At 75.2% G+C, this 7,304-nt stretch carries 8 protein-coding genes; all 8 read right to left on the reverse strand.

What is annotated here, in order from left to right; all coding sequences use genetic code 11:
* On the reverse strand, nucleotides 1-1,577 hold a 1,577-nt coding region (locus tag AB7J25_RS29360; RefSeq protein WP_428514410.1), incomplete at its 3' end, for a hypothetical protein.
* A 167-nt stretch (nucleotides 1,578-1,744) separates the two neighbouring features.
* Nucleotides 1,745-2,677, reverse strand: coding sequence for a pyridoxal 5'-phosphate synthase lyase subunit PdxS (pdxS, locus tag AB7J25_RS29365; protein WP_428514412.1), 933 nt, complete (start codon nucleotides 2,675-2,677; stop codon nucleotides 1,745-1,747).
* Between the two features lie 35 nt (nucleotides 2,678-2,712).
* Complete coding sequence (locus tag AB7J25_RS29370) at nucleotides 2,713-3,366, reverse strand: NUDIX hydrolase (RefSeq protein WP_428514422.1); 654 nt, start codon at nucleotides 3,364-3,366, stop codon at nucleotides 2,713-2,715.
* Between the two features lie 2 nt (nucleotides 3,367-3,368).
* Nucleotides 3,369-4,484 (reverse strand): glycosyltransferase family 4 protein, encoded by a 1,116-nt coding sequence (locus AB7J25_RS29375; protein ID WP_428514423.1) that lies wholly within the window; start codon nucleotides 4,482-4,484, stop codon nucleotides 3,369-3,371.
* Between the two features lie 20 nt (nucleotides 4,485-4,504).
* Nucleotides 4,505-5,428, reverse strand: coding sequence for a phosphatidylinositol mannoside acyltransferase (locus AB7J25_RS29380; protein WP_428514414.1), 924 nt, complete (start codon nucleotides 5,426-5,428; stop codon nucleotides 4,505-4,507).
* A complete protein-coding gene (gene pgsA, locus AB7J25_RS29385; RefSeq protein ID WP_428514416.1) occupies nucleotides 5,425-6,039 on the reverse strand; it encodes a phosphatidylinositol phosphate synthase in 615 nt (204 codons plus the stop codon). Before pgsA ends, AB7J25_RS29380 begins: the two co-directional genes overlap by 4 nt.
* A gap of 169 nt (nucleotides 6,040-6,208) precedes the next feature.
* Nucleotides 6,209-6,751: an HIT family protein gene (locus tag AB7J25_RS29390; protein ID WP_428514418.1), complete on the reverse strand. Its 543-nt coding sequence runs from the start codon at nucleotides 6,749-6,751 to the stop codon at nucleotides 6,209-6,211.
* A gap of 21 nt (nucleotides 6,752-6,772) precedes the next feature.
* Nucleotides 6,773-7,304 (reverse strand): His/Gly/Thr/Pro-type tRNA ligase C-terminal domain-containing protein (locus tag AB7J25_RS29395; protein WP_428514420.1); only part of this gene is annotated, 532 nt, incomplete at its 5' end.

Here is a 7,304-nt window from a genome sequence, read left to right on the forward strand (position 1 = left end):
GCCGCCTCGGGGTCGGCCAGCCGCTGCGCGAGGGTCTTGCGGGTCTCCACGACCCGCCCGGCGATGGTGCCGAGGACCCGCTCGAACAGCCGCCGGGCGTCGTCGTCGCCCTGGTGCACCTCGCCCAGCTCGGTGCGGAGCCGCGTCAGCCGCTCGAAGGCCAGTCGGAGGTCCTCGGCCTGCTCCAGCAACCGCCGCAGCGCCTGGTCGACGCCGACGTCCGCGGCGTGGCGGGCCATCCCGCGGCGCAGCCGGTCCAGCCCGCCGTCGATGGTGAAGGCCGCGAGCCCGTCACCGAGCGCGCCGGGGATCCGGCCGAACCTCCGCCAACCCTCGACGCGGTCGCGGGCGGTGGCCACCCCCTGCCCGGCACGCAGCGTCGCCGCCACGTCCCGGGCGGACCAGCCGAGCCCCAGCTCCTCGGCCAGCGCCATCGTCGCGTACGGCGAGACGAAGAAGATCCGGTCGTCGCGGCCGCGCGGCAGCAGCGCGCGGGCGGCCTCGACCAGCATCCGTAGCTCGGGCGACCGCTCCAGGACGGCCGCCTCCTCGGCCCCGACCCGCGGCTCGTCGAGCAGGACGCCGGGCACCTCGTGCGTGCGGTCGAACCTCCCCGCGACCACCAGCACCGCGTCGGCCCGACGGCGCAGCTGGTCCTCCAGCTCGCGGGACTCGGTCACCGAGCCCGGCGTGGAGTCCAGGAACACCAGCGCCGTGTCGACCGCGTCGATCTCCCGGTTGCGCAGGTAGCCGTCCCGGACGGGACGGCGGCCGCTGCGCGTGCCGGGGACGTCGACCAGCCGGACCCCCGCGCCGTGCAGGAGCCCCCGGCCCCAGAGGTCCAGTGGCACCTCGACGTCGACGACGACGCGCCGCACCATCGCCTGCCGGTCGGCCGCAGGACCCGTCGCGCCGTGGTCGACGAGATCGGCGAACGCATCCCGGTCGACGGCTCCGTCGCGGGCCAGCTCCTCGACGGCACCGGGCACGATCCCGTGCCTGTCCATCGCCGTGCGGGCCGACAGCATGGCCCGGACCTCGTCGAGGAGGCCGGCGCGGGCGTTGTCGCCCAACCGCAGCGCTCCGGGGTCCCCGAGCAGCTCCCCGAGCCGGAAGAGCCCCGACCAGTCCGCCTGCAGCCCGCCGAGCGCGCCCGCCGCACCGCCCGCGGCCTGCACGTGGCGCTCGGTCTCGGCGAGGAGATGCCCGACGTACTCCGCGACCTCCTCGTTGCGCAGGTACTCCGCACTCGCGGTGGCGATCCGCGCCACCTCCACCTCGACCGGCCGCAGCCGCAGCTCGGTGATGTTGCAGGTCACGGTCCGCAGATCCACCGGAAGCAGCAGCGGGTTGCCGACCAGCGCTCCGACGAGCAGCGACTTCCCGGCCGACGACTCGGCGAACATGCCGAAGCGGACCTCGCGGACGGCGTCGCGGGCCAGCGCGTCGGCCATCTGGAGGACGCGATCGCGTTCGTCCATCGCCTCGGCGTGGTCGAGGACGGCCTCGACCTCCGCACGTACCTCCGCGGCGAATCTCGCGATGTCGCCGAAGTCCCTACCCGGAGCGTCCACCATCGCCGATCCCCCTCAGGTACCTCGATCGGTACCCCTGAGACGCTCTCGGTGACCGAGAGGTTCCACAAGCCCGTTCGGCGACCCGACGATCACCCGAATGCCTGATCTTCAGTGGAGTGTCGATCGCGGTCGGTCCCGGCAGCGGCGCTCACCAGGAGAACCGGCCCTCACCAGCCGCGCGCGGCGTAGCGCTGGTCCTCGGGCAGCTCGGAGACGTTGATGCCGACCATCGCCTCGCCGAGCCCGCGGGAGACCTTCGCGATGACGTCCGGGTCGTCGTGGAACGTCGTTGCCTTGACGATCGCCTCGGCGCGCCGCGCCGGGTCACCCGACTTGAAGATGCCGGAACCGACGAACACGCCCTCGGCGCCGAGCTGCATCATCATCGCCGCGTCCGCCGGGGTGGCGATGCCGCCCGCGGTGAACAGGACCACCGGCAGCTTCCCGACGCGCGCGACCTCCGCGACCAGGTCGACGGGTGCCCGCAGCTCCTTCGCCGCGGCGTACAGCTCGGCGGGATCCAGGGTCGCCAGGCGGCGGATCTCCGCGCGGATCGCGCGCATGTGCCGGGTGGCCTCGACGACGTTGCCGGTGCCGGCCTCGCCCTTGGAACGGATCATCGCCGCCCCCTCGGCGATGCGCCGCAGCGCCTCGCCGAGGTTCGTCGCACCGCACACGAACGGCACCGTGAACGCCCACTTGTCGACGTGGTGGGCCTCGTCGGCCGGGGTGAGCACCTCGGACTCGTCCACGTAGTCCACGCCGAGGGACTGCAGCACCTGCGCCTCGACGAAGTGGCCGATGCGGGCCTTGGCCATCACCGGGATGGAGACGGCGCCGATGATCCCCTCGATCATGTCGGGGTCGCTCATGCGGGCCACGCCGCCCTGCGCGCGGATGTCCGCGGGCACGCGCTCCAGCGCCATGACGGCCACCGCGCCCGCGTCCTCGGCGATCTTCGCCTGCTCGGGCGTCACCACGTCCATGATCACGCCGCCCTTGAGCATCTCGGCCATGCCGCGCTTCACGCGCGCGGTGCCCAGGTGGGGCGCAGCGGAGTCTGGGCGGGCGGCGTCGGACGGCACGGCGGTACCTCTCATCGGCGGATCTCGGGTGCTGAGGGCGGCCCCAGCGGTCACCCCAGCGTACGTGAGGGGTCCGGCGCTTCCGACGCTCCTCCCGTCACCACGACGGCCAGGTAGCCGTAGCGGTCCGGCTCCGGCTCGGCGATGTCGAAGTACCGCGGTTCGGGCGCGGTACCGGCGAGCCGGAGCCAGCGGACGAGCCTGCGCGAGCGCAGGGCGAGGGTGTCGCGGACGGCGTCGTTGTGCACGCGGCGGGCGAGCACGACCAGCTGCTCGGCGTCGACGAGCTCCTCGTGGACGGCCCGGGGCAGCCGTGGCCGGTCGACGCGGGCCAGGGCGCGGGTCAGCGCGCTCTCGGCGTCCTCCCGCTCGTCGATGCCGGCGGCGTGGCGGGCCGGATCGGTGGCGGCGGCGCGCAGCGCCGGGACGGCGTCCGCGGGCAGGGCGGGCAGCGGCGCCGTGACCGCCGGGTCCGCCGCGGCCCGGGTCTGTGCAGACGGCACAGACGGCGCGGCCGGTGTGGACCCGCCGTCGGCGACCCGGACGGCGACCGCGGCGCGCCGGCCCAGCGCGGCATCCAGGGCGGCGCGGGCGGCGTCCAGCCGGACGTGCAGCCGGTCCAGCCGCCGCGCCCGCGACACGCACCACGAGACGACCAGCGCGATCACGACCGCGGCGACCGCGAGCAGCATCCACGCGAGCAGGGTCACCCGGCCTCCCCCAGCACCCGGCGCGGATCGGCCGCCATGGCCGCGCGGTAGACCCGCACGACGGAGGCCGCGACGACGGGCCAGTCGAAGCGGGCCACCCGCCTGCGGCCGGCCCGCGTCAGCCCGGCGCGCCGGACGGGATCGGCGAGCAGCGCCCGCAGGGCCGTGGCCAGCGCGCCCGCGTCCCCGGTGGGGAAGAGCAGGCCCGCCGGCGGGTCGCCGAGCACGGCCCGGAACGCGTCCAGGTCGCTCGCCAGCACGGGCGCGCCCGCGGCCATCGCCTCGGTGAGCACCATCCCGAAGCTCTCCCCGCCGAGCTGGGGCGCGCAGAACACGTCGACCGAGCGCAGCGCGGCGGCCTTGGTGGCGTCGTCGACGGGGCCGAGCGCGTCCACCGGCAGGCCCGCGGCCGCCGCCAGCAGCCCGGGGACGTCCCCGCGGCCGACGACGAGCAGGCGCGGTGCGGCGGCGCCGAGCCGGTGCAGCGCGTCCAGCAGCACCGGCATGCCCTTGCGGGGCTCGTCGAAACGCCCCACGAACCCCACCGACGGGCCGGGCGGCCGGTCCGGCAACGGTTGCCCGTCGGCGAACATGGCGACGTCCACCCCGTTCGGGATCTCCACGGCGTCCCCGCCGAGGTGCTCGACCTGCACGCGGCGGGCCAGCGGCGACACGGCGATGCGGGCCGTCACCTTCTCCATGAGGGGGCGGGCGATCCCGCGGAAGGCGGTGAGCACCCGCGAACGCTCGGTGGAGGTGTGGAAGGTGACCACGATCGGCCCGTGGGCGACCATCAGCGCGAGCGCGGAGATGCTCACGGTCGTCGGCTCGTGGATGTGCAGGACGTCGAACTCGTGGTCGGCGAGCCAGCGCCGCACCCGCGCGTAGGAGACCGGGCCGAACGCCACCCGGGCCACCGACCCGTTGTAGGGCACGGAGAGCGCGCGCCCGGTCGGGGTGACGAACTCCGGCAGCGGGGTGTCGCCGTCGGCGGGGGCGAGCACCTCGACGGTGTGCCCGAGCGCGCGCAGTGCCCGCGCCAGGTCCACGACGTGCGCCTGCACCCCGCCGGGAACGTCCAGGGAGTAGGGACACACGATCCCCACGCGCAGCCCCACCCGCACCGCCGGGGTCATGCCGCCACCCGCGCGCGGTCCGCGTCCCACAGCGGCTGGAGCATGTGCCAGTCCTGCGGGGCCGCCGCGATGAGGCCGGCGAACGCGTCCGCGACGGCCTGCATCGCCGCCGGGACGTCCGCCCGCCCGGCGACCGGGACGGGCGGGGCCATCGGCAGCGCCCAGCCGTCCGGGGTGAACCGGGGGAACGCCGGGACGAGCAGCGCCCCGGTGAGCGAGGCGAGCCGGGCCGGGCCCGCGGGGAAGCGGGTCGCCTCGCCGAAGAACGACACCTCGATGCCGCCACCCGCGGTGAGGTCGCGGTCCGACACCAGGCACGCGACCCCGCCCGCGCGCAGCCGCGCGGTGAGCGCCCGGTGCGTGCCGACGGCGTCGTCCACCGCGAGGACCTCGAACCCCAGCGACTCGCGGTAGGCGACGAACCTCCGGTACAGCGACTCCGGACGCAGCCGCTCCACGACAGTCGTGAGCACCGGCTCGTGCCCGCTGCGGCGCAGCGTCTCGACCATCCAGACGCCCGCGAGATCCCAGTTGCCGCTGTGCGGCAGGGCGAACACCACCCCGCGGCCCGCCGCGACGGCGTCCAGGGCGGGCCCGGCACCCGTAACGTGCGGGTCCATCCGGCGGTGCACCTGCGCCGGGTCCAGCGACGGCAGCCGGAACGCCTCGCACCAGTAGCGCGCGTAGCTGCGCATCCCGGCCCGGACCAGCGCGTCCAGCTCGGCAGCCCCCGCCGAGGGCACGACGCGGGCGAGGTTGGCCCGCAGCCGCCGCACGCCCGGCCCGCCCCGGCGCGCGGAGAGCTCGCCGAGCCGCTCGAAGGCCGCGCGGGCCAAGGGCTCGGGCAGCGCCCGGACCGCCCGCCAGCCGGCCCCGAACCCGGCCGACACCAGCGCCGCGACGACCTCGTCCCGGTTCACGTCCGCGGTCCCGCCTTCGCGCTGCGGTGCACCGCGACGATCCGCTGGCCCACCGTCCACACCGAGGCCACCGCCAGCAGCCACAGCCCGACGTTGAGCGCGTACGGCACGCCGAGCCCGTGCAGGCCGGTGGCGGTGAGCGCGACGATCAGCCGCTCGGGGCGCTCCATCAGCCCGCCGTCCGCGTTGAGGCCCGCGCCCTCCGCACGCGCCTTCACGTACGAGACGAGCTGGCCCGCGACCAGGCAGATGAGCGCCGCCACCCCGAGGGCCCGCTCGTCGCCGACCTCCAGGCACCACCAGGTCAGGGCCGCGAAGAGCACGCCGTCCGCGATCCGGTCGCACACCGAGTCCAGCACAGCACCGAACGGGGTGCCGTGCCCGCGGGCCCGGGCCACGGCGCCGTCGAGCATGTCGAACAGCACGAACACCGTCATCAGGGCCGCACCGAGGAACAGCTGGTTCCGCGGCAGGAACCAGACCGCGGGCACCACCGTGCCGACGGTGCCGACGACCGTGACGGCGTCCGGGGTGACACCCCGGTCCACCAGCCACCGGCCGATCGGGTCGGTCACCCGACCGACATGGGCACGCGCGAAGACGTTGAGCATGGGCTCCTGCCGGGACCTGCTGCAGACCCGGTCCAGCCTAGTCCGATCGGGACCCGCGCCGCCGTGACGCTCGCCGCGCGCCCGGGGGACACCGGATCAGGGCCGCGGTCTCGGGCTCTTCCCAGTGCCCGGATCAGTGCCCGGATCAGTGCCCGGATCAGTGCCCGGATCAGTACGGCCAGGCGTTCGCCAGCAGCTCGCGGGTCTCCGACAGCAGCTGAGGGATCACCTTGGTCTGCCCGACGACCGTGATGAAGTTGGCGTCCCCGCCCCACCGCGGCACGACGTGCTGGTGCAGGTGCGCGGCGAGCGACCCGCCCGCGACCGCCCCGAGGTTCAGGCCCACGTTGAAGGCGTGCGGCTCCGCCACCCGCTTCATCGCCCGGACCGCGTCGCGGGTGAACGCCATGATCTCGGCCGCCTCGGAGTCGGTGAGCTGCTCGAGGTCCGCGATGTGGCGGTACGGCAGCACCAGCAGGTGCCCCGGGTTGTACGGGTGCAGGTTCAGCACCGCGTAGACCTCCCGGCCGCGGGCGACCACCAGGCCCTCGTCGTCGGGGAGCGACGGGATCCGGCAGAACGGGCAGGCGTCGTCGCCCTCGGCGGCCTCCTTGATGTAGGCGAGGCGGTGGGGCGTCCAGAGGCGACGGAACCCGTCCGGGGTGCCGACGCCGTCGCGCACCTCCACCTCCGGCTCGGCCGCCTCACCCATGGCGGCGATCCTAGGGCGGGGTCAGCCGCCGAACGCCTCCGCCGTCGGGCTCGCGTTCTCCCGGCGCGCGATCCACTCGCGCACCAGCTCCACGGCCTCGGCCACCGGCACCCCGTTGCGCTGCGTGCCGTCCCGGAACCGGAAGCTCACCGCACCGGCCTCGGCGTCGCGCGCGCCCACGAGCAGCAGGAACGGCACCTTCGCGAGGGTGTGGGTGCGGATCTTCTTCTGCATCCGGTCGTCGCCCGCGTCCACCTCGACCCGGATGCCGTGCGACCGCAGTTCCGCCGCAACCTCGTTCACGGCCGGGACCTGCTCGTCGGTGACCGGGATCGCCACGACCTGGACGGGCGAGAGCCACGCCGGGAACGCGCCCGCGTAGTGCTCCAGCAGCACCCCGAAGAACCGCTCGATCGAGCCGAACAGCGCCCGGTGGATCATCACCGGCCGCTGCCGGGAGCCGTCCGGCGCGGTGTACTCCAGCTCGAAGCGGTCCGGGAGCATGAGGTCGACCTGGATGGTCGACATCTGCCACGAGCGCCCGATCGCGTCC

Source organism: Pseudonocardia sp., from assembly GCF_050246655.1.
GTDB lineage: Bacteria > Actinomycetota > Actinomycetes > Mycobacteriales > Pseudonocardiaceae > Pseudonocardia.